The organism is Mycetocola sp. Y171, assembly GCF_056713165.1.
In genome coordinates this window covers 510,776-531,520 of the sequence record NZ_JBWYGX010000002.1, presented here as the reverse complement: position 1 = coordinate 531,520, position 20,745 = coordinate 510,776, and the positions used below count along the sequence as shown (strand labels likewise).

Here is a 20,745-nt window from a genome sequence, read left to right as displayed (position 1 = left end):
CGGTCCGCGGATGACACACTGAACCCGTGGCCATGGGAATCGAAGACTACGCGCTGATCAGCGACTGTTACACGGCGGCGCTCGTCGGCGCCGACGGCAGTATCGACTGGCTGTGCATGCCGAGGTATGACTCCCCGTCGATGTTCGGCGCACTGCTCGGCACCGAGGACCACGGCCGCTGGCACCTGGCGCCGACCGACCCCGATGCGACAGCGACCCGGTCGTACGAAGGCGATTCGTTCACACTCATCACACGGTGGACGACCGCGACCGGCATCGTCGAGGTCACCGACGTGATGCCTCGCGCCGACCACCGCGCCGACATCATCCGCCGCGTGCGTGGCATCTCCGGCCACGTCGAACTCAGCCAACGGCTGCGCATCAGGTTCGGCTATTCGATGGCCATGCCCTGGGTGCGGAAGATCCACGGTGACGACGGCACAGCGCTCGTCGCCGTTGCCGGACCCGATGGCGTCATCGTCCGCGGGCCGGAGATGGCCGCCACCGACCACGAGCACGCCGGTTCCTTCGTCGTGGCCACGGGCGAGATCGTCGACATCACGATGACCTGGTTCCCCTCCCACCGCGAACCGCCTGCCGCGATCGACGTCGACTCACAGCTCGCGATGACCCGCGACTGGTGGGAGGACTGGTCGGGGATCTTCGAGCAGCACGGCGCGTACTCCAGCGAGGTGGCCAGGTCCCTGCTCGTGATGCGGGCGCTCACGCACGAGGAGACTGGCGGCATCGTCGCAGCCGCGACGACGTCTCTGCCCGAGAACTTCGGTGGCAGCAGGAACTGGGACTATCGGTACGTCTGGCTTCGCGATGCATCGCTCACGGTCACCGCGCTCCTCTCGTGTGGCATCACCGAGGGAGTCGACCGCTGGCGGCTGTGGCTTCTGCGGGCCATCGCCGGCGATCCGAAGGACGTGCAGATCATGTACGGCCTCGGGGGGGAGCGCGACCTGCTCGAGCGGGAGATGCCGAGCCTGCCCGGTTACGCCGGCTCGTCGCCGGTGCGGATCGGCAACGCCGCGGCACTGCAGTTCCAGTCGGACGTCATCGGCGAGGTCATGATCGCCCTCCACGATGCTCGCGTCGCCGGGGTCGAGGAGACCTCGTTCTCATGGTCGCTGCAGCGCTCCCTGGTGAGCTTCATCGAGACCCACTGGCAGACACCCGACCAGGGCATCTGGGAGATCCGGGGGGAGCCCCGCCGCTTCACCCACTCCCGCGTCATGATGTGGGCGGCGTTCGACCGCGCGATCCGGGCGGTCACCGACTTCGGTCTCGACGGCCCTGTCGACCGGTGGATCGAGATGCGGGCGCTCATCCGTGAGGAGATCGAAGCTGAAGGCTTCGACGAAGCGCGGAACACCTATACGCAGTTCTACGGCACCACCGAGGTCGACGCCTCGCTGCTGCAGCTCGTCGACGCCGGTTATTGTCGAGCGGACGACCCGCGGATGCTCGGCACGGTCGCCGCCATCGAGGCAGACCTGTTGCGCGAGGGCCTGCTGCTGCGCTACCGGACGCAGGCGGGTGTCGACGGACTGCCGGGCGACGAGCATCCATTCCTGGCCTGCTCGTTCTGGCTGGTCTGCCAGTACGCCCGCACCGACCGGCTCGATGAGGCGCGTGCGCTCATGGACCGGCTCGTCGGCTTCTCGAACGATGTCGGCCTGCTGAGCGAGGAATACGATGTGACGAACGGCCGCCAGGCCGGCAACACCCCTCAGGCGTTCTCCCACCTCGCGCTCGTGCTCGCCGCGAAGGCGATCCGCGCCGGTGACGCCCGCAGGGCCGCCTGATCACCAGGGCGGCCGCTGATCACCGCCTGCCGGACGCCAGGGCCATCAGCCGCTCCATCGGCCCGCGACCGAAGACGTACCGCCACAGACTTGCTCCGACGATCGACGCCACCGCCAGACCGATCAGCAATGGCCAGCCCGGGTAGTCGGGACCACCGGCATCTCGGGCCCCTGCCACCATCGCGAGCACGACGATCTGGGTCGTGTAGACGGTGAGCGCCAGCGCCCCTGTCGCACCGAGAGGCCACAACGCGAACCTGACGGCGCTGGGCGCCCCTTCGCCCGTCGTGGCGAGGACCAGGAGACCGATGACGGCGATCGCCGTTCCGCCCGAACCGAGCATCTCGGCTGTCGATGAGGAATGGGCTGCCGCCGTGACGTCGGGAAGCACGGCTGCGCCGCCGTAACCGGCTACTGCGCCCGCTGACCCGCCGAGAATCATCCAGGCCTGCGTTCGGCGCCGGCGCAGGCCGGACCGCGCGGCGATGAGTCCGGCGATGAGGACGGGTAGCCAGACGAGTGCCGGGTACGCCCCCGTCAGGAGATAGTCCCGGGCGAGCTCGATCGCCGAACGGACGACATCATCCTCCGGAGCGACCTGCCGCGCGAGCGCAGGCGCTGCGAAGAGGAGCACTGCAGCGATCACCGCCAGCGCGACCCGCGGCAGGAAGAGGAGCGGGAGAAGAAGCAGGAACATGACGGCGTAATAGTCGAGGATGATGGCGATCTCGCTGCCGAGGGTGGCGAGCAGCACGCCGAGCAGGAACACGAAGAGGGCACGGACGAGGACGACGCGTCGGATGCCTCCGCGCGCACCGCGAGCAGGCGCCTCCTCCCCTCCAGACAGCAGCCCGAGCGAGACGCCGGCGAGTGCGGCGAAGAGGATCGATGAACGCCCGTCGACGAGGAGTTCACCGTCACCGTCCCTCGGCATCGCGTGAGCTACGAACATCCCGAGGATGGCGAGGCCGCGCGCGATGTCGACCCCGGCGATGCGGGGAGTTCCCACAGCGACGGGGTCGGACACGGCGGTCACCTGCGGTGAGACTCAGGCAGGCGCGTCTGCTGAACGCAGGGTCGCCAACACGCGGCGTCGTTCGGCCTGCGCGATCGGATCCGGCACCGGCAGCGAAGCCAGCAGCCTCTGCGTGTACGGGTCCTTCGGTGCCCCGAGGACCTCGTCGCCCGTCCCCTCCTCGATGAGTTTGCCGTGGTAGAGCACGGCAATCCGGTCGGAGAGGATGTCCACGACCGCGAGGTCATGGCTGATGAACAGCGCAGCGAAGCCGAGTTCGCTCTGCAGCTCGGCGAACAGCTCGAGCACACGGGCCTGGACGGAGACGTCCAGCGCCGATGTGGGCTCGTCGGCGATGAGCAGGCTCGGGTCCAAGGCGAGGGCGCGCGCCAGGCTGGCACGCTGACGCTGGCCTCCGCTGAGTTCGTGCGGGTACCTGTTGCCGAAAGCCTTTGGCAGCTGAACCGCCTCGAGGAGTTCACCCACACGCTGGGTGACGGCTCTCTGGTCGAGATCCTTACGGTGCACCTTGAGGGGCTCTGCGACGCACTCGGTGATGGTCAGCAGCGGGTTGAAGCTCGTTCCGGGGTCCTGGAACACGAATCCGATGGAGCGGCGGAGCGGCCGGAACCTGCTCTCCTTCACCCCGTTCATCTCGGTTCCGAGCACGGTCAGCGACCCGCCGGTCACCGTGGTGAGTCCGGCGATGGCGCGACCGATCGTGGTCTTGCCTGACCCCGACTCCCCCACCAGTCCGACGACCTCACCGGGGGCGATGGAGAAGGACACGCCGTCCACGGCGACGAACCCGGGCCGGCCGAGACGGCCGGGGTATTCGATCTGCAGGTTCTCGGCACGAACGACAGGGACGGCGGCTGTGTCGACCGGAGCCTTCCTCTCGGCGGCCTCGATCTTCTGCCCGATCCTCGGCACTGCGGCGAGGAGCTTCTTCGTGTAGTCGTTCTGCGGGTTCGCGAAGAGGGTCAGGGCATCTGCTTCTTCGACGACGCGACCCTGGTACATCACGGCCACCCGGTCGGCGAGGTCGGCGACGACACCCATGTTGTGGGTGATCAGCACGATCGACGCACCGAATTCGTCGCGACAGCGCCGCAGAAGGTCGAGGATCTCGGCCTGCACGGTGACGTCGAGGGCGGTCGTCGGCTCGTCGGCGACGATGAGTCCCGGGTTCAGCACGAGCGCCATGGCGATGACTACACGCTGCTTCTGGCCACCGGAGAACTGGTGCGGGTAGTAGTCGACGCGGGTCTCCGGGTCGGGGATGCCCACCTGGGTCAGGATCTCGACGGCACGAGCGCGTGCCGCCTGGCGCTTCAACTTCGGGTCGTGGGCCCTGAGGCCGGCGGCGATCTGCCAGCCGACGGTGTAGACCGGGTTCAGGGCGCTCGACGGCTCCTGGAACACCATCGAGACGTCTGCGCCACGGATCCGGCGGAGTTCGTCCTTCGACACCGAGACGACGTCGTTCTCGGACATCCCGTCCCTGCTCCGCAGGATGATGGCGCCGGCACTCGTCGCCGTCTCGGGAAGGAGACCGAGGATGGTCTTCGCTGTGACGGTTTTGCCACTGCCGGACTCCCCCACGATGGCGAGGACTTCGCCTGGTGCGACGGTGAGGCTCACCTGATCGACAGCCTTCACGGCTCCGGCGTCCGTCGCGAACGAGACGTCCAGGTTTCTGATCTGCAGCACGTCGCTCATGGTCGTCCTTCGTTCTCGAGCCCGGCGAGTCCGCCGGGGCCTGCAGTGAGCGTTCCGCCGGGTACGACGGATGTCTCAGCGACGGTACCTGACGCGGCTCCGACGGCACGGCGGCCGCGCAGGCGCGGGTCGGCGAGGTCGTTGAGGCTCTCGCCGACGAGGGTCACACCCATCACCGTGAGGACGATCGCGAGACCGGGCGGGATCGAGGTCCACCAGATCCCGCTGGACACGTCTGCGAGGGCCTGCTTGAGGTCGAAGCCCCATTCTGCCGCCGATGTGGGCTCGATGCCGAAACCGAGGAATCCGAGGCCCGCCAGGGTGAGGATGGCCTCGGAGGCGTTGAGCGTGAAGATCAGCGGCAGGGTCCGTGTGGCGTTCCTGAGCACGTGGCGGAACATGATCCGGACGTTGCTCGTGCCGACGACCTTCGCCGATTCGACGTACGCCTCCGACTTGATCCGCACGGTTTCGGCGCGGATCACCCGGAAGTACTGCGGGATGAAGACGACGGTGATCGAGATCGCCGCCGCGAGGATGCCGCCCCAGAGGCTGGACTGACCACCCGAGATCGCGATCGACATGACGATCGCGAGAAGCAGCGTCGGGAAGGCGTAGATCGCGTCGCAGATCACGACGAGCACGCGGTCGAGCCAGCCGCCGAAATAGCCGGAGACGAGGCCGAGAGCGACACCGGCGAAGATCGACAGGATGACGGCAACGACGATGACGCCGAGCCCGGTCTGCGCTCCCCAGATGACCCGGGACAACACGTCGTACCCGCCGACGGTGGTGCCGAGCAGGTGCTCGGGATTCGGGGGCTGTTGTGCGCCGAACGGCCCGTCTGCGTCCCGCAGCTGGCTGAACCCATACGGCGCGAGCACAGGGGCGAAGATCGCCGTGAGGATGAACAGGGCGGTGAGAACGAGGCCGGCGACGAGCATCCCGCGCTGGATCCCGACACTCTGGTGCAGCTGGTGGACGACGGGCAGGCGTCGCCAGAGGCTCCGCTTGCGCACAGGGGGAACCGTCGATGTCTGAGGTGTGGTCACCATGGTCAGTACCTCACTCGCGGGTCGATGAGCGCCGCGATCACGTCGACGATGAAGTTGGTCACGGCCACGATCACGGCGAGGAGCACGACGATGCCCTGCACCGCGACGAAGTCACGTGCCTGCAGGTATTCGGTGAGCTGGAATCCGAGCCCCTTCCATTCGAAGGTCGTCTCGGTCAGGACAGCGCCGCCGAGCAGCAGGGCGATCTGGAGTCCGATCACCGTGATGATGGGAATGAGCGCCGGGCGGTAAGCGTGCTTCGTGACGAGACGGTACTCGCTCACCCCGCGGGACCTGGCCGCGTCGACGTAGTCCGTTGACAGCGTCCCGATGACATTGGTCCTGACGAGACGGAGGAAGATTCCCGCCGTGAGCAGTCCGAGTGTCAGTCCGGGAAGGACCGCGTGGGCGACCACGTCGCCCAGGATCTCGGGATCCCCGATGCGGAGTGCATCCCAGAGGTAGATCCCTGTCTTGCCCTCGAGCAGTTGCATCTCGAGTTCGGTGTTCGTGGTGCCACGCCCTGAGACGGGCAGGACCTTGAGCCAGACCGAGAAGACGAGCTTCATCAACATGCCGGCGAAGTACACCGGGATGGCGTAGAAGAGGATGGCGAGCACGCGGAGAACGGCGTCAGGCACCTTGTCGCGGAAGTAGGCCGAGACCATACCGAGCGGGATTCCGACGGCGAAGGCGACGACGAGCGCATACAACGCCAGTTCCAGCGTCGCGGCGCCGTAGACGAAGAGCACTTCGATGACGGGCCGGTTGTCGCTGAGGGTCGTGCCGAAGTTCCCCGTGAAGATCTGTCCGAGGTACTCGAAGTACTGCACGAAGATCGGCCGGTCGTAGCCGGCGGCGGCGATGCGCTCGGCCAGCTGGTCGGCGGTGAGTCGGTCGCCGAGGGCGGCCGTGATCGGGTCGCCTGTCGTGCGCATGAGCACGAAGACGAGCGTCACCAGGATGAAGATCGTGGGGATGATCAGGAGGAAACGGATGAGGAGATAGCGCCAGAGGTTGCCGCCGAGGCGCTTCCGGGAACGTGCGGGAGCCGGCTTCGTCGCCGGTGTCTGACTCCCGTTCGCGGGGAGAGTGAGGGAACTCAGGGTTCGACCTGCCAATCACAAAGGGTGTGCAGGGCGACCGGTCTGTCGACCGATCGCCCTGCACGAGGAGACCGAAGAATACTTCGGCCGGTTACTTTACTTGGTCAGCGTCGCGTAGCGGAACTTGAACGACGCGTCGAGGGTGACCCCGCCGACGTCGGCTCCGGCGACCGCGACCTGCGATCCCTGGAGGTACGGAACCGTCGAGAGGTCCTCGGCAACCTTCGCCTGGATCTCTTCGAACACGCCGGCACGCTCGTCGGGGTCGACGGTCGATGCCTGCTTCAGGATCAGGTCGTTGACTTCCTGGTTCGCGTAGTGGTTGGCGAGGAAGTTCTCGATCAGGAAGAACGGCGTGAGGTAGTTGTCACCGTCGGAGTAGTCCGGGAACCATCCGAGCTGGTACGCCGGGTAGACGTCGCTCGAGCGGTCCTTGGAGTACTGCACCCATTCCGTGGTCTGCAGGTTGACCGTGAACAGTCCCGACTCTTCGAGCTGCGACTTGATCAGCGCGTACTCGTCGCCAGAGGACGGACCGTAGTGGTCGTTCGAGTACTGCAGGTTCAGCTCAACGGGCTCGGTGATCCCCGCGGCCTCGAGACGTTCAGCGGCCTTCTCTTCAGAAGGTGCGCCGCTGCCGTCGCCGTACAGGTCCTTGAGCACGGTGGTCGCGCCGGTCAGGCCGTCAGGCATGAAGGAGTACAGCGGCGTGTATGTGCCCTTGTAGACCTCTTCAGCGATCTCGTCGCGGTCGATCAGGTCGGCAACGGCCTGGCGGACGGCGAGTGCCTTGGCCGGGTCGGCCTCCGCGGTCGTCGCGCCGAACGGCTGAGTGTTGAAGTTGAAGACGATGTAGCGGATCTCTCCACCGGGGCCCTGGTGAACCTTGACGTCCTTGTTGCCCTCGAGGTCGGCGATGTCCGTGGCGCTGAGGCTGCGGAATGCCACGTCGATGTCGCCCTCCTGAACGGCGAGCTTGAGGTTCGAGGACTCGGCGTAGTACTTGACGTTGACCGTCTTGGTCTCGGCCGCACCGAGCAGTCCCTGGTAGTCGGGGTTCGCCTTGTACGAGATCAGGTTGTTGAAGTCGTAGCTCGCGATCGTGTACTGGCCGGCGAAGGCTTCACCGTCGACGATCTCCTTGTCGGGAGTGATCGCGTCAGCCGCGAAGACTTCCTCATCGACGATCGGGCCTGCGGGGCTCGAGAGGATCTGCGCGAAGACCTGGTCGTTCTCCTGCTTGAGGTTGAAGACCGCGGTCAGCTCGTCAGGGGTCTCGACGCTGTCGAGGTTGTAGAGGAGCGAGGAGGGACCGTTGTCATCGGCGATCGCCAGCTGGCGGTCGAACGAGAACTTCACGTCTGAGGAGGTGAGCTCGTTGCCGTTCGCCCAGGTGAGTCCTTCCTTGAGCGTGACCGTGTACTGGGTCGGCGAGGTGAACTCGGCGCTCTCGGCGATGTCGGGTTCGACGTCCGGGCTGCCGTACGGGGTGTTCATGAGGAACGGGAACACCTGGTTCATCACGGCGAATGAGCCGTTGTCATACGAACCGGCCGGGTCGAGGGTCGTGACCTTGTCGGTCGTTCCCACCGTGATCGATGACGCTTTGCCGTCTGATGACTTGTCGCCGGACGTGCCTGCGCAGCCGGAGATCGCGAGGGCCGTGACAGCGAAAGCTGCTGTGACCGTTGCGATTCGCTTGCCGTTGGTGGATGCGGATGCCATATCCGTCTCCCCTTCTGTGAATGTGCGGACAGAGGGCGCGCAGACAGTTCTCTGCAACGCCGCAGTGCTTTGGTGTGTTCCTTTACTAGCACAGGACTATGCAGGACGTGAGGCACTACGGCCCAGGACGCGCGGGATTTACACATTCGCAACAATACGGCGAAGATACTGCAGCGAATTGCGGAGATCGCTGTACGTGGGAGAGAAAGCAAAAATGCCCGGCCCCCTTTTTCAAGGGAACCGGGCGTGTTGTGACCCCAACGGGATTTGAACCCGTGTTACCGCCGTGAGAGGGCGACGTCCTAGGCCGCTAAACGATGGGGCCGGAAACAACGTGTTCGAGTATGGCACACGAATCGGCGGTGATCAAATCAGCCCGGGAGCGAGAACCCGGAGCGCTCCGGGGAGCACGTGGATGTCGATCGGGAGCGGGCCGATCCGCTCTCCATCCGCGTACGCGACGACACCATCTGCATCGATCCTGACTCTTTCCAAAGTGCGAAATGACACGACATCCAGCTGTGTATGCGTGCCGGCGAATACTTTGGGGAAGAACCGCAGCAGCCGGAATCTGCCGACAGGAGCGACCGTGAAGAGGTCGAACCGCCCGTCGTCCACCCGGGCATGCGGAACCACCTTCATCCCGCCTCCGATGGACACGTTGTTCGCCACAGAGATGAGGACGGCGTCCACGGCGATGGGCACGCCATCGACAACGAGGTCGTACCGTCTGGACGACAGGAAGAGAAGCTCACGGAGCAACGCGAGGGTGTACCGACTCTTGCCCCTGGGCCGCCGCCACGAGTTGGCGCGGTCGTTGACGAGGGCGTCGAACCCGGCCGAGACGACGCCGACGAACCGGGTCTCGGAGATGCCGTGACGCACGACACCCACGTCGATCACCCGCGGCGCAGTGCCGAGAGCACTCAGCAGGCCACTGATGGCCGCGACGGTGTCGTCGACGGGGATCCCGAGACCGCGTGCTGTGTCGTTCCCGGTTCCGCTCGGCACGATCCCCAGGGGGATGCCGCTGTCCCCGAGTTCGTTGACGGCCAGGCTGACCATCCCGTCACCTCCGACGACCACGAGGGCGTCCACGCGGTCGTCGACGGCGCGGGCGACGGCGATACGCAGAAGCTCGGCGTTCGGCTCCTTCAGCGCCCTCACGTGGTGGCCTGCCGCCAGGAGAGCGTCGACCACGGCAGGGCCGACGTCTTGGGTCCGGCCGAAGGATGCGGTCGGGTTGATCGCCACGGCGATGTGGCGTGTGATCGGGTTCACGCTGTTGATTATGGCAGTGGAACACACCGCCTCTGCGCGCCGTCTTGAAAGCGCACCCGCGAGGGTATTAGCTCTGGGTATGCGATTGACCAAGCTCGAGCACGCCGCCCTCATTCTCGAAGAAAACGGACGCAAGCTGTTCATCGACCCCGGGTCGTTCACGACGGCGATCACCGAGTCGGCCCAGGCCGTGGCGATCGTGATCACCCACGAGCATCCCGATCACTGGACCCCAGAGCAACTCGGTCGCATCCTCGACAAGAACCCGGATGCGCAGGTGTTCGGGCCCGCCGGCGTGGTCGCCGCTGCCGCGCCGTTGCCCGTGCGGATGGTGCAGGCCGGGGACGTCGTCGAGGTCGGCGGATTCACCCTCGAGTTCTTCGGCGCCAGGCACGCGGTCATCCACGAAAGCATCCCCGTCGTCGACAATCTCGGCGTGCTCGTCAACGGGTCGGTGTACTACGGCGGCGACTCGTACACCGTGCCGGAGGGCGTCGAGGTCGACGTCCATGCCGTGCCGGCAGGCGCCCCATGGTTGAAGATCGGCGACGTCATGGACTACGTGCTCGCGGTGAAGGCGAAGCGCACCTTCCCCACCCACGAGATGACCCTCTCGAAGGCGGGCAAAGACATGGCAAATCTGCGGATCACCTGGGCCACGGAGCAGAACGGCGGAGAGTTCTTCGCCCTCAACCCCGGGGACACCCTCGACATCTAGGAGTGCGCGGGAACCTTCGCGTCGAGCGGGAGACGCAGGGTGAAGACCGTGCCCGCCCCCTCCACGCTGGCTACATCGAGCTCTCCCCCGTGAGCCTGCACGATGGCCTTGGTGATGACGAGGCCGAGCCCCACCCCAGGCACTGCGTTCGCCGTCGCCGTCGTGGCCCGGAAGAACCGGGTGAACAACTGGTCGAGTTCAGCGGCCGGGATTCCGATGCCGGTGTCGCGCACGGTGATCTCCAGAGGGCGATCGCCGTCGGGCTCGACGAGTCCTACGCTCACACTTCCTCCACGCGGCGTGAACTTGATGGCATTCGAGATGAGGTTGTCGATGGCCTGCCCGAGCCGTCCCCGATCACCGAGGATGACGAGGTCGCTGAAGTTCCCCTCGGCGGACAGCTGGATGCCTGCGGCCTCTGCGACCGGCCTGGCCGAGTCGACGGCACTCGACACGAGTTCGCTCGGAACGACCTCCCCGAGGGAGAGCGGGAAGCCACCTGAGTCGGCCTGTGCCGTGAAGAGGAGGTCGCCGACCAGGCCGAGCAGACGGTGGGCGTTGCGCTCGGCCACGCCCAGGTAGAGCTGCTGCTCCGCGGAAAGCGGTGAGTCCTCGTCGTCCTTCATGAGCTCGAGGTAGCCGAGGATCGAGCTGAGCGGTGTGCGGAGCTCGTGGGACACGAGCCCGACGAACTCGTCCTTCAACCGAGACACCTCGACCGCCTGCGTGATGTCTGTGGCGACAAAGATGTACCCGCTCGTGGCGCCGGCAGCGTCCACGCGCGGCGTCACGGCCACCTCGACAGGGAACTCCTCGCCGTTATGCCGCCGGTAGGTCCAGTCATGCATCTCGGGCACCCCGAGGCGAGCGGATTCGACCAGGGCTGAGAAGCCCGGGTTCAGTACTGTCGCTCCTGGAGGATAGTTCAGCTCCCGTGAGCGGTTCTCGAGCTCGTCTTCCCGGTGGAAGTCGAGGATGGACGCGCGTCCGATCGTCTCCTCCGCCGTCCGGCCCAGCATCGAAGCCGCACCCGGATTCCACACAGCGATCGTTCCCGTCAGATCCGTCCCGATGATCGCCTGAACGGTGACGGCGTCGAGCACGCTGCTCGTGAGCTCGTTGGCTTTGCGCAGTTCGAGGCCGGACTGATGAAGCTGTGCTGCCTGCTCCTGAGCTTCGGCGAGGGCCGCCTCGCGCTCCTCGGCGAGGGCGCGGATGGACTGCAGCCGGGCGCGATTCTGACGGGACATCTCGTTGACGACGGCAGCGACGACGGTGAAGACGAACGGCGCGACGACCCCGCGCAGCCATTCGGCCCTACCGTCGGGCACCTCACCGAGGACGATGAACGGCATCATGAGGGCAACCGCCGTGCCGACGCCGGCGACCAGGATCCAGCGCCGTCCCTCCTCTGCCGCGATCCAGACCACCGGCAGGATGATGAGCGACGAGAAGAGCGAAGTTGCCCCTCCCGTACCGACCCGGAGCAGGGCAATCGCGAGGAGGGCGATCAGGGGGACGACGAGTGCGACCGTCGATGACACCGGCCTGCGGGTGAAGACGAAGGCCAGCACCACCGAGAACAGCCCGACGAGGATCGATGCGGTGAACGCCATGGGCTGGGTCACCGGCAGATCGGGCGCCGTCAGGGAGATGGCGACGGCGACGCCGAGGGCGATGGTCGTTGGGACGTGTTTGATCAGAGGACTCGGCCGGTCGACGCTGACCCAATGGCTGACGATTGCGAACGGCGATCTCACTCCGCGCGCCCCCGTTCTGCGGCGAGGGCGATAAGTTTCTCGGACAGCAGCTTCGGGCTGAACGGCTTCGGCATGAAGTCGTCAGCACCCGCCTGGGTTCCGGCCTCACGCGAGGCGCCGCTGACGCCGGCGGAGAGCAACAGCACAGGGATGTGGGCGAGCGACGGTTCGCTGCGCACGAGGCGGCACACGTCGAGTCCGCTCATCCCTGGCATGGACACGTCGAGGACGACGAGTTCCGGCTTGTGATCCTGGATGGCTCGCCAGGCGTCATCTCCGTCGACGGCCGTGGCCACGAGCTCGAGGCCTGCCTTGCGAACGGCGATCTCCACAAGCATCCGCATGTCCGCATCGTCGTCGGCGATCACCACGCGGCGGGTCACAGCGGATTCACTCATCGGTACTCCAGTCAGGGAGGCAGTTCGCTAGCACGTCCTCGACCTGCGCGCGGGTGAACGGTTTGGGCAGCACGCCGTCCGAGCTCGGGAAGTCGCTGGGGTCGAGCACGCTCGTCACCACGATCGCGCACTCAGGACGTTCGCGCTTCATCTGGGTGATGAACGTCGGGCCGTCCATTCCGGGCAGGATCAGGTCGACCACCGCGAGATCCGGTGTGGTCTCCCGGTACGAGACGATGGCCGCTTCGGCAGATTCTGCCAGGACCACGGTGCAGCCGGCACGCTCGAAATTGAGACGGAGAAGGTCACGCTGATCGACGTTGTCCTCGACGATGAGAACCAGGGGGCCAGCGCTCATACGAAGAACAACTCACGGATGACGACGAGGACGACGACGAACGCGAGGGCGATGACCGCTTTCGGGATGAGAGCCCACTCACCGGAGCGGTTGCGATCGATTTCTTCCTGGAGGACGGCGTCACCGCGATTTCGCGGATCGACGGGTGCTGCATGTCGAGCGGTCATGCGGTGACCCTTCCCGTCTTTTCGGTCTTGTCCCACTTCGCCTCAGCGTGTCGGAGTTCCTTGATGTACGAGTCGAATGTGATCGCGCACAGTAGAGAACCATATCCGACGAGATAGACGAGAGTGGGCGTGAGCACGCGGCCGATCGCCGTGTTCTCGATTTTCCGAGCGAGCCACGCGCCAAGCATGGATACGGAGATCCAAAGGTAGATCGACAGGGTGATCCAGAACAAGCCGCTCTCGGTCACTTCAAGACCGAACAACGATGGCAGCCACTCCAGGAGGAACCCGGGGAAGAACGCGGTCAGCATGACGAGCATGGAGATGATCCCGGGGAAGGTGAGCACTTCACGCCAGGTCTTCCGCGTCAGTTCAGGATCGAGCTGGACCGCGAAGGCAAGCGTGAAGACGAACGTGCACGCCGCAGAGATCCAGAGTGCCCGGAAGATGACCGAGGCCAGGTCACTCTGCAGCAGGAGGAGCCCGACCAAGCCGACCGACGACAGAATCATGGCGATCGGCAGCAGCCAGAGACTGAACCAGACGAGTCCGAACGAGATCGTGCCGAGCTTGTGGGTGCGGGAGGGGCGGAACCAGATGTTGCGATACCTCGAGGTGACCGTCACGTTGCCGCGTGCCCACCGCAACCTCTGCTTCCACAGCGCGTCGATCGATCCGGGCTCCTCGGCGAGGACGATGGCGAGCGGTTCGAAGACCACGGTGCGGCCGCCGAGTTGCGTCTCGAATGTCGTGATCGTGTCTTCGGCCAGCGACGACGTGTCGATCTGACCGCCGATGGCGAGGAGGTTCTCCCTCGAGTGCAGCTGGGCTCCCCCGGCGAGGCAGGCCTGCGCGCCGAGGACGTTCTGGGCGCGCCTGGCCGCAGGCTGGGAGAGCACATACTCCAGCGCGATGAACCGCGTCAGGTAGTTCTTGTCCCTGCTGCCCTCGCGGATGTAGGCGGAAACGGCCCCGACCTCAGGGTCCGCAAGGTGGCGGGTCATCCGCCGAAGCGAATTGGGCGAGTAGATCACGTCGGCGTCCATGACGAGCAGGGCTTCCATCCAGTCGTCTTCGAGGATGACCCGGATGCCGTGGTTGAGGGTGTGGGCCTTGCCCTGGCCACCCTGCTCACGTCGCAGGTGGAACACGTTGCCGGGGAATTGTTCGGCCTTCGCGCGGATCACGTCAGGGGTGTCGTCGGTGCTGGCGTCGTCGACCACGTAGAGCCGGAGCGATTCCAGAGGGTATTCGAGGGCCATCAGCCGGTCGATGGACGCACCGATCACCGCGCCTTCGTTCCAGGCAGGGATGACGATGGCCACGCGCGGCGTGTACGGCTTCGCCTTGGCGTAGTGATTGCGGAACGCGTGGAGAGGGATCGCGAGGAATGAGTATGCCGCTGAGATCACGGGAATCGCACCGGTGCCGACGAAGACGAGGAGCACGATGGTCAGAGCGCCGAGAAGGATTGTGCCGATGTCGAGGGCGTTCATCGGGCACCGGCATCCGTCAGAAGTGTCACGACCTCGGCGTATCGGCCGACGTCCTCGGCCGAGTGGCTGTCGGTCGACGCGACGAGCTCGACCCCTGCGTCGAGGGCGGCCCGCAGCGTTCGCGGCACTGGGCACGCCCACTTCTCGTTCACTTCGAGGAGCGTCCCGGTGCGTGCGGCGGCCGTGGCCCACGCGGAGAGGTGCTCGTCGGTGAGATCTGACTCGGCCAGCCCGATCTTCGGAAGGATCGAGAAGCAGTGGGCGAGCTGGCCGGCCGGCACGGACTCCATCGCCCCGATCAGAGCCCCGACGAGAAGGTCGATCGCGTCGGATGCCGCGAGGCCCGCATCGAGTCGCTCGCGGGTCTCCCGTGGCGACCAGGGCCCGTCCGGCCCGGGGAACTGGTGGTCGGCGATGAGAACGGCGTCGATCCCGTCTTTTCCGAACTGCAGGCCGGGAGGCACGTCGAGGGTTCCCCTGGCGTCGAGGATCTTCGCTTCGACACCGCTGAGCACTGTGAGCCCGTCGGGGACGTCGAGTTTCCTCACCGACTCAAGGAACTCGGGCACCCACGCGGTCGACTGCCGGACATGGTCCACGAGGCGGATCCGCTCGAGCCCACGTGCCGCTGCAGCGGCGACGTTCTCCGACAGTGTGCTCGTCGCGTCGTCCGAGTACGTGGAGTGGACGTGGTGGTCCCCCGCGAGGATCGAGCGGACCCCAGCTGTCACTGTTCGGGTCCTTCGTCGTGCGCCGCGTTCTCGGAGTACAGGATGTCGTCGATGGGCACGAAGACGTCTTCGAGGAACCTGACGTTTGCGATCTCGGCGAATGGGACTGATTCGGGCAGCTGCACGCCGAGCGCGAGGTCGAGGGCCAGGGACGGCATGTCGACGCCCGCCGCGATGGTGAGCGGCATCGCCCCTGGAAACCTCGGGTTCACTTCGAGAAGCGCCGCGACTCCGTTGCGGTCGTACCTGAGTTGCACGTTGGCGACACCGACGAGGCCGATGGCCGCTGCGACGGAGGCTGCGGTGCGCTCGAGTTCGTCGTTGCTGACCGTGCGCCCGGCGATGGAGACACCGGAGTCGACCCGGGTGCGGGTGCGGGGCACGGCTGCGATCACACTGCCGGAGGCGTCGGCGAAGACGTCGACCGAGAACTCATCACCGGGGAGGTGCTCCTGGATGATCAGGGCATCGTCGTGGCCGAGCGCGGTGAGCGCGTCGCGGTCCTCGACGACACGCACGCCGCGCGAACCGGCCCCCCGGCGGGGCTTCACGATGACCGGGAATTCCCACCCCTCTGCGACACCGTCGGCGTCGAGCAAGCGAGTCTCTGGGACGCGGACGATCCCTGTGCAACGTTCGGCGAGGAGGAATTTGTCGAGCGTGACCTCGAGGGTCTCGATCGACGGCGCCGCGAGGACGGCTCCGGTCCCGTCATGGAGCTCGTCACGGCGGGCAGCCAGTGCCGGCAGTTCGGCGTCGACGGTGGAGAAGACGACGTCGATCTCGTCGGCCCGGCAGATGTCGATGATCGCGTCGACGAACTCGGGGGCGAGACCGCGCGGGACGATGCGACGACGGTCAGCCGGCACGAGGTACAGACCACTCGCCCAGCCGTCCATGTCCGCCGAGAACAGGTCGACATCCGCCCGCTTCAGCAGCGAACGGACCACGGCGACGCCGGCAGGACCTCCGGTTCCTGTCACGAGTACTCGCGTCATCGTTGTGCTCCCTGCTCGTAGTTACGCTGTCTCTCGGCTCGCGCGGCGCTTTCGATGTCGGCGTGCGACGCCTTCACGTCGGATGCTTCCCTGATGATCTCGAGAGGCTCGCTGCTCTTCCCCGCGCCGTAGCGACTCCAGTACCGGGCGGTCGCCAGCACGAAATCAGGTTCGAGGTAGTCGCGGATGTCAGCCTGCGACGCGAAGCAGGCCAGCAGCGCGAGCTTCTTCTCGGTAAAGCCGTCGATGGAGGCGAACCGGTTGGGTCGGAAGTCGACCGTGGCCGACGGGCTCTGGAAGCACGCGACCGTCTTCACCCGGCGCGTGGCGACGAGGGCGGCTGCGTGCACGGCACGGTGGTCCTGGTGGCGATCGTGGTCGCTGTGCGTGTAGACGATGGTCGGTTTGACCTCGGCGACGACCCGCTCGATGATGCCGACCGTCGGGTCGGCGTTGCTGATGGCCGTGTCAGGCAGGTCTTCGAGGAAGAGGCGAGCACCGAGCATCTCCGCCGATGCCAGGGACTCGTGCTGCCGGCCGTCTGCCTCGCCACCGCGGGCGCCGCGGGACAGAGTGAGGATCGCGACCGTGTCTCCTGCGGCCCTGTGCGCGGCGAGCAGACCACCCACGCCGATCTCGACGTCGTCAGGGTGGGCGCCGATCGCGAGTACGACATTGCGGCTGACGGACGCCTGTGCTCGGCGGAATTCTTCGGCGAGCCGGGTGGACACGCTCACGAGATCGGCGGATGAGACAGGTTTCGTCAGGAACTCGTCCGCTGCGTTCCGCAGGGCGGAAACCGCGTAACTGACGGAGACGTGGGCGGTCATCACGACGACAGGGGTGCCCGGCTGGACGTCGCGGACCTGTGCGATGAGGTCGAGTCCGCTGAGCCCCGGCATCTCGATGTCGGTGATGACGACGTCTGGCGCGAAATCGCGTACGGCCTGTGCGGCCTCCAACGGATCGGAAAGCGCCTGGACCTCGAATCCACGCCGCGTGAGCACGGTGCGGACGTAATACAGGACGTCGAGGTCGTCTTCCACCACGATCGCGCGGAACGGGTTGGTTGTCACAGGTCTCCCCTCAAGGCCGTCCGACTACTCTAGGTCCCAGAGGATCGGCGTCACCGCATATGTCCCGCTCACCGCCCGGCGTTTTCACTATCGGCCGCTTACCGGCGTAGCGTCATCCGTTACACCACAACCCGACCATCGCACCACGGGCACCACCTCGTTACCGCTCGATGCGGACAGCGGGCATATTCTACAAACGCGGGAAGGCCGACCGCCGCTCCGCGGCCACCTGACCAGAGGAGCACGACACGATGACTGACGAACCGGAGATCGAGCCGATCGAGATCACCTATGACGAGGATCTCTACCCGGCACGGCCCAAGCGCCTGCGGCCCCGCTCCAACATGAGGGCCAGCAGCATCCGCCGTTCTTTCTCCGACCCGAGGTCCGCTGACGGATCGAACCCGTCGTACGTGGAGTGGCTGACCCGCCAGTCGATGCTCAGGGATGCCGAGGTCCTCGGTCGGGGACTGTCAGGGCAGCCGAGCATGTGGAGGAACCCCTACGCCCGCCCGGATGCTCGCCGGGCGATTCGCACGGCATCGGTCTGGTTCACGGCGTACCCGATCTCGCTGATCACCGGCGAGCAGTCCTACCTCGCCTCGCTCGGAGACGAAGCTCTGTGGGAGGCCTTCGAGAAGATCGGGATCACCGCGGTGCACACCGGTCCGGTGAAGCAGGCAGGCGGAATCACCGGCTGGGCGAGCACCGCAAGCGTCGACGGTCACTTCGACCGCATCAGCACCCAGATCGACCCTGCGTTCGGGTCAGAGGACGAGTTCAGGCAGCTCTCCGACGTCGCCGACCAGCACGGCGGCAGCGTCATCGATGACATCGTTCCCGGTCACACCGGAAAGGGCGCCGACTTCCGCCTCGCCGAGATGGGTTACAAGGATTACCCGGGGATCTACCACATGGTGGAGATCCCTGAGGAGGACTGGCACGAACTGCCCCCGGTGCCGGACACGCGGGACTCCGTGAACCTCGACGCCGCGACGGAGGCCAGGCTCGCCGACCTGGGATACATCATCGGTCAGTTGCAGCGCGTCATCTTCTACTCCCCCGGCACGAAGGAGACGAACTGGAGCGTCACGGCCCCGGTGCTCGGTGCCGACGGCCGGACCAGGCGATGGGTGTACCTGCACTACTTCAAGCAGGGTCAGCCGTCGATCAACTGGCTCGACCCCACCTTCGCCGGGATGCGGCTCGTCATCGGCGACGCCCTCCACTCACTCGGAGACCTCGGATCCAGCGCGCTCCGGCTCGATGCGAACGGATTCCTCGGCGTCGAGAAGAGCGCAGAAGGCACCCCGGCGTGGTCGGAAGGGCACCCCCTGTCCGAAGCCGCCAACCACCTCATCGCCGGCATGGTGCGCAAGGTCGGGGGCTTCTCGTTCCAGGAGCTCAACCTGACCATGGAGGACATCCGCGACACCGGTCGTGTCGGCGCCGACCTGTCGTACGACTTCATCAACCGGCCTGCGTACCAGCACGCCCTCGCGGTGGGTGACACGGAGTTCCTGCGCCTCACGCTTCGGACCTCGCTCACGACGGGCGTCGAGCCGGTCGGGCTCGTCCACGCCATGCAGAACCACGACGAGCTCACCTACGAGCTGGTCCACTGGGCGACGAGACACCGCGCGGACATCTACCCGTTCCGCGACGAGGAGATGACCGGCGCCCAGCTCGCCGAGACCATCCGCGGCGACCTCCTGGAGAAGCTCACCGGGGACTCGGCCGACTACAACCTCGTGTTCACGACCAACGGGATCGCCTGCACCACGGCATCCGTCGTCGCGGCCGCACAGGGACACACCACCCTGGCGTCGATCACCGAGGCGCACGTCGACGAGATCAAGCGCGCTCATCTCCTCCTTGTGATGTTCAACGCCTGGCAGCCAGGGGTGTTCGCGCTTTCCGCGTGGGACCTCCTCGGCATGCTGCCCCTGCCGTCGAGCGAGGTCACGGACCTCATCGCCGAAGGTGACACCCGCTGGGTGCATCGTGGCGCCCACGACCTCATGGATGTCGACCCGGAAGCGACCGTCTCCAGTTCGGGGATGCCTCGAGGGCGGTCCCTCTACGGGTCGCTCCCCCACCAGCTGGCCACTGAGAATTCCTTCGCCAGCGAGGTGTCGCGCATCCTGACGATCCGGTCGACGCTCGGTATCGACGTCGGAACACAGCTGGACATCCCGGATGTCGCCCACCCGGGCATGCTCGTGATGGTGCACAGGCTCGACGACGGCGACGCGTCGATTGACGACGCCCAGATTCAGGTCACCGTGCTCAACTTCACCGGTGAGCCGATCGAAGGTACGGTGCGCTCCGAGGCACTCATCGCGCGGCGCTCGGTCATCGACGCCGAGAGCGGTCTCGAGATCGGACGGGTCGACGACCTCGAGAGCTTCGCCGTACGGCTGGAGCCGTACGCGGGTCTGTGCCTGCTGATCGGTGATGCCGAGGAGGATGCGTCGGTCGCGAACGACTGACCGGGAATCCGTCGTCGGGGGCGGTCAGAGCTTGATGCCGCGGAACGCCATCCACGGTGCCGGGTCGATGAATACGCCGCCGACGCGGATCTTGAGGTCGAGGTGGCAGCCTGTGGCGACACCGGTTGCTCCGACGTTCGCGACGATGGTCCCTGCACGGACCTGCTGCCCGACGGTCACCTTGCGGGAGCCGAGCTGGGCATGCCCGTAGACGGAGGCAACGCCTGCACCGTGGTCGATGATTACTCGCTGGCCGAAACCGCCTCCATCCCCGGAGAAGGTCACCCGGCCGGGTGACACGGCCTTGATCGGCGTTCCGCAGGGCGAGCCGAAGTCGATTCCCTCGTGAATGGACGAGGAACAACCAGCGGGGTTGCAGATGATGGGTCGCGGTCCGAACACCGAGGTTACCCGCCCAGGGACCGGTCTGATCCATGCGGCGTCAGCGTCGTGCATGTAGTTGCCGTCCGCGGTCACGGCAGCCCCAGCCGGCAGCGCGACGCCACCGAGAAGGCTGGGGACGCCCACCAGCAGTGCGAGGAGCGACAGGACCGCGGTGCGACGCAACCGCGACATCGCCGGCGGAGCGGTGGAGGCTCGGCGGGTCATCGGGGCACAGGTCCGGCGCTCGAACGGGGCAGCTGGTCAGCCATGTGAGTGTGTCCTGTCGGTCGGAAAGATCGGAGGCCGCGCGAGCGGATACCGTCGAGGACTCCCCCACCACCGGCAACCCTCGACGGGATGACGGTGCGCTGACCGGTACCCAGTGTCGCACGCCGACAGCGTCTCGGGGAGGCCTCTTTCGCGGGGTGCCTGGCGCGCCGCCGCTTTCC

At 66.3% G+C, this 20,745-nt stretch carries 18 protein-coding genes and 1 tRNA gene; 3 read left to right on the top strand and 16 right to left on the bottom strand.

What is annotated here, in order from left to right; all coding sequences use genetic code 11:
• Window positions 1-26: 26 nt before the first annotated feature.
• A complete protein-coding gene (locus tag AC1M2K_RS12275; RefSeq protein ID WP_480241209.1) occupies window positions 27-1,814 on the top strand; it encodes a glycoside hydrolase family 15 protein in 1,788 nt (595 codons plus the stop codon).
• Between the two features lie 19 nt (window positions 1,815-1,833).
• On the opposite strand, the gene AC1M2K_RS12270 is transcribed toward AC1M2K_RS12275, so the two are convergent.
• The 7 genes from AC1M2K_RS12270 to AC1M2K_RS12240 all read right to left on the bottom strand — a co-directional run bounded on the left by AC1M2K_RS12270 (window position 1,834) and on the right by AC1M2K_RS12240 (window position 9,718).
• A complete protein-coding gene (locus tag AC1M2K_RS12270) occupies window positions 1,834-2,841 on the bottom strand; it encodes a DUF418 domain-containing protein (RefSeq protein WP_480241208.1) in 1,008 nt (335 codons plus the stop codon).
• 21 nt (window positions 2,842-2,862) lie between these two features.
• The gene (locus tag AC1M2K_RS12265) at window positions 2,863-4,551 is read right to left on the bottom strand and encodes an ABC transporter ATP-binding protein (protein ID WP_480236852.1); all 1,689 of its coding nucleotides are present in this window, start codon (window positions 4,549-4,551) and stop codon (window positions 2,863-2,865) included.
• Window positions 4,548-5,606, bottom strand: a complete 1,059-nt coding sequence (locus AC1M2K_RS12260) for an ABC transporter permease (RefSeq protein WP_480236853.1) — start codon at window positions 5,604-5,606, stop codon at window positions 4,548-4,550. The genes AC1M2K_RS12265 and AC1M2K_RS12260 overlap by 4 nt, the downstream gene beginning before the upstream one ends.
• A 2-nt stretch (window positions 5,607-5,608) precedes the next feature.
• Entirely contained in the window at window positions 5,609-6,727 is a 1,119-nt protein-coding gene (locus tag AC1M2K_RS12255) for an ABC transporter permease (protein WP_480236854.1), read from the bottom strand.
• 81 nt (window positions 6,728-6,808) lie between these two features.
• Window positions 6,809-8,437, bottom strand: a complete 1,629-nt coding sequence (locus AC1M2K_RS12250) for an ABC transporter substrate-binding protein (protein ID WP_480241207.1) — start codon at window positions 8,435-8,437, stop codon at window positions 6,809-6,811.
• A gap of 252 nt (window positions 8,438-8,689) precedes the next feature.
• Window positions 8,690-8,762: transfer RNA gene (locus tag AC1M2K_RS12245), tRNA-Glu, on the bottom strand.
• 41 nt (window positions 8,763-8,803) lie between these two features.
• Window positions 8,804-9,718 carry a diacylglycerol/lipid kinase family protein gene (locus tag AC1M2K_RS12240; RefSeq protein WP_480241206.1) on the bottom strand — a complete coding sequence of 305 codons (915 nt, stop codon included), beginning with the start codon at window positions 9,716-9,718 and terminating at the stop codon, window positions 8,804-8,806.
• A 79-nt stretch (window positions 9,719-9,797) separates the two neighbouring features.
• On the opposite strand from AC1M2K_RS12240, the gene AC1M2K_RS12235 reads away from it, so the two are divergent.
• Window positions 9,798-10,436, top strand: a complete 639-nt coding sequence (locus AC1M2K_RS12235) for an MBL fold metallo-hydrolase (protein ID WP_480236857.1) — start codon at window positions 9,798-9,800, stop codon at window positions 10,434-10,436.
• Here the strand turns inward: AC1M2K_RS12235 and AC1M2K_RS12230 are convergent.
• Genes AC1M2K_RS12230 through AC1M2K_RS12195 form a run of 8 tightly spaced genes read right to left on the bottom strand, consistent with a single transcriptional unit; the run spans window position 10,433 to window position 17,420 of the window.
• Window positions 10,433-12,196: an ATP-binding protein gene (locus tag AC1M2K_RS12230; RefSeq protein ID WP_480241205.1), complete on the bottom strand. Its 1,764-nt coding sequence runs from the start codon at window positions 12,194-12,196 to the stop codon at window positions 10,433-10,435. The two genes, AC1M2K_RS12235 and AC1M2K_RS12230, sit on opposite strands and share 4 nt — an antisense overlap.
• Complete coding sequence (locus AC1M2K_RS12225) at window positions 12,193-12,594, bottom strand: response regulator (protein ID WP_480236859.1); 402 nt, start codon at window positions 12,592-12,594, stop codon at window positions 12,193-12,195. Before AC1M2K_RS12225 ends, AC1M2K_RS12230 begins: the two co-directional genes overlap by 4 nt.
• Window positions 12,587-12,952, bottom strand: coding sequence for a response regulator (locus AC1M2K_RS12220; RefSeq protein WP_480241204.1), 366 nt, complete (start codon window positions 12,950-12,952; stop codon window positions 12,587-12,589). The genes AC1M2K_RS12225 and AC1M2K_RS12220 overlap by 8 nt, the downstream gene beginning before the upstream one ends.
• Complete coding sequence (locus AC1M2K_RS12215) at window positions 12,949-13,119, bottom strand: hypothetical protein (RefSeq protein ID WP_480241203.1); 171 nt, start codon at window positions 13,117-13,119, stop codon at window positions 12,949-12,951. Before AC1M2K_RS12215 ends, AC1M2K_RS12220 begins: the two co-directional genes overlap by 4 nt.
• Window positions 13,116-14,615 carry a glycosyltransferase family 2 protein gene (locus tag AC1M2K_RS12210; RefSeq protein WP_480241202.1) on the bottom strand — a complete coding sequence of 500 codons (1,500 nt, stop codon included), beginning with the start codon at window positions 14,613-14,615 and terminating at the stop codon, window positions 13,116-13,118. Before AC1M2K_RS12210 ends, AC1M2K_RS12215 begins: the two co-directional genes overlap by 4 nt.
• Window positions 14,612-15,346, bottom strand: a complete 735-nt coding sequence (locus AC1M2K_RS12205; RefSeq protein WP_480241201.1) for a PHP domain-containing protein — start codon at window positions 15,344-15,346, stop codon at window positions 14,612-14,614. Before AC1M2K_RS12205 ends, AC1M2K_RS12210 begins: the two co-directional genes overlap by 4 nt.
• Window positions 15,343-16,344 (bottom strand): ATP-grasp domain-containing protein, encoded by a 1,002-nt coding sequence (locus AC1M2K_RS12200; RefSeq protein WP_480241200.1) that lies wholly within the window; start codon window positions 16,342-16,344, stop codon window positions 15,343-15,345. The genes AC1M2K_RS12205 and AC1M2K_RS12200 overlap by 4 nt, the downstream gene beginning before the upstream one ends.
• Complete coding sequence (locus tag AC1M2K_RS12195; protein ID WP_480236865.1) at window positions 16,341-17,420, bottom strand: PIG-L deacetylase family protein; 1,080 nt, start codon at window positions 17,418-17,420, stop codon at window positions 16,341-16,343. Before AC1M2K_RS12195 ends, AC1M2K_RS12200 begins: the two co-directional genes overlap by 4 nt.
• 251 nt (window positions 17,421-17,671) lie before the next feature.
• Here AC1M2K_RS12195 and treS point away from each other — a divergent pair, with 251 nt between their 5' ends.
• Window positions 17,672-19,912, top strand: coding sequence for a maltose alpha-D-glucosyltransferase (gene treS, locus AC1M2K_RS12190; RefSeq protein ID WP_480241199.1), 2,241 nt, complete (start codon window positions 17,672-17,674; stop codon window positions 19,910-19,912).
• Between the two features lie 24 nt (window positions 19,913-19,936).
• Here treS and AC1M2K_RS12185 read toward each other — a convergent pair whose 3' ends face one another.
• Window positions 19,937-20,521 carry a M23 family metallopeptidase gene (locus tag AC1M2K_RS12185; protein ID WP_480241198.1) on the bottom strand — a complete coding sequence of 195 codons (585 nt, stop codon included), beginning with the start codon at window positions 20,519-20,521 and terminating at the stop codon, window positions 19,937-19,939.
• Window positions 20,522-20,745 lie beyond the last annotated feature (224 nt).